The 1,664-nt window shown below is 61.5% G+C and carries 2 protein-coding genes; one reads left to right on the forward strand and one right to left on the reverse strand.

Features of this window, described 5'->3' with window-relative positions; translation table 11 throughout:
- Window positions 1–1,408 (reverse strand): PHA/PHB synthase family protein (locus tag ACXJL8_RS40480; protein ID WP_456686970.1); only part of this gene is annotated, 1,408 nt, incomplete at its 3' end.
- Here ACXJL8_RS40480 and ACXJL8_RS40485 point away from each other — a divergent pair.
- Window positions 1,407–1,619, forward strand: coding sequence for a hypothetical protein (locus ACXJL8_RS40485; protein ID WP_456621131.1), 213 nt, complete (start codon window positions 1,407–1,409; stop codon window positions 1,617–1,619). The two genes, ACXJL8_RS40480 and ACXJL8_RS40485, sit on opposite strands and share 2 nt — an antisense overlap.
- Window positions 1,620–1,664 lie beyond the last annotated feature (45 nt).

The raw sequence follows: 1,664 nt of genomic DNA on the forward strand, positions 1-1,664 counted from the left end.
CCATCGAGCCCGTGGACAGCCGGTTCTCCAGATAGCAGTTGCGCAAATAGTAGGAATGGTTCGACGCGGTCATGCGCGTCGCGTCAGAATTCCAGTGCAGCAGGTCGAACGCGCTCGGCTGCTGGCCCTTGAGGTAATTGCTGACGACATAGGACCAGATCAAATCGTTGGAGCGCAGCATGTTGAAGGCCATCGCCATCTTCGAGCCTTCGAGCACCCCGGCCGCCTTCATGTCCTTCTCGAGCGCTGCGACCTGCTCCTCGTCGACGAAGACCAGGAGATCGCCGGCATGGGTGAAGTCGACCTGCGCGGCAAAGAACGTCGCGGAACTCACCCGCTGGCGGCGCTTCTCGGCGAGCCAGGCCAGCGTGGTCGCGAGCATGGTGCCGCCGACGCAATAACCGGCGGTGTGCACCTTCATCTCGCCGGTGACCTTCTCGATCACGTCCATCGCCGTGAGCGGGCCTTCCTTCATGTAGTCTTCCCAGCTCTTGTTGCCGAGCCGCTTGTCGGGATTGACCCATGAGATCACGAACACGGTGATGCCCTGGTCGACGCACCACTTGATGTAGGATTTTTCCGGCTTGAGATCGAGGATGTAGAACTTGTTGATCCAGGGCGGCACGATCAGCAGCGGGGTGCGCAGCACCTTCTCCGTGGTCGGCGAATACTGGATCAGCTGCATCATCTCGTTCTGGTAGATCACCTTGCCCGGCGTCGTCGCCATGTTGACGCCGACGACGAGGTTGTCCGGATTGGACTGGCGGATCTTCAGCATGCCCTTGCCGGCGGCGATGTCCTCGGCCAGCATCTTCAGGCCGCGCGCCAGGTTCTCGCCGCTGCTGGCAACCGTCTCGCGCAGCACCTCCGGATTGGTCAGCACGAAGTTCGACGGCGACAGCGCGTTGATGACCTGCTGGATGTAGAATTCGGCCTTGCGGCGGGTCTGCGGATCGAGCCCGTCGGCGTCGCTCACCAGCTCCTGCGCCCATTTGGTCGTGAGCAGATAGAGCTGCATCACGAAATCGAAGAACTGGTTCGACTTCCATTCCGGATCGGCAAAGCGCTTGTCGCGCGGCGAGGGCGCGATCGCGGGCGCGGCGTCCTGGCCGGCCATGCGCCGTGCCGCCGAGCCCCAGAGGTCGAGATAGTCCTTGGCGAGCTTGGTCTGGAGATCGGACGCGCGCGATGTATCCGATAGCCAGTATTCGGCGACCGACGTGAAGGTCTTGACCACTTCCGTGAGCTCGGCCGGCGGGCGATCCTGCACCTCGCCGCTTTCGCGCGGCTTCAGGTAGGCGGCGAGCGCCTTGCCGCCGCTTTCCATGGCCCGCGCGACATTCATCGCGAAGGCTTCCGCATTGAACTTCGTCTCGGATTTGGGCGTGTCGGTCGTGGCGGTACTCATGCGCAGAACAGTAACGATTCATTCCGTATTCGTCACCGCGAAGCTCGCACGTTTCGCCCTAAACGCTCTTGAAGATGTGCTGCACTGCGATAAGTTTTCTTGGTTCCGTCACAATCAGGCCGCACCGGGCGGGTTGATGGGTCTTGGATGTTTTCTCGCTCGCACCATGTTGGGCAGCAATGGTTTGAGCTTGGATGGGTTGTTGGGCTAAGGTCCGGCAGCCTGGCGTTGGGACGAGTAGGGGATTTCCCAAGTG

It is taken from the genome of Bradyrhizobium sp. P5_C11_2 (genome assembly GCF_054049755.1).

Bases quoted from the DNA above. Each gene is read 5' to 3' on its own strand.
- ACXJL8_RS40485 (WP_456621131.1), top strand. From the start codon at position 1,407: ATGCGCAGAACAGTAACGATTCATTCCGTATTCGTCACCGCGAAGCTC.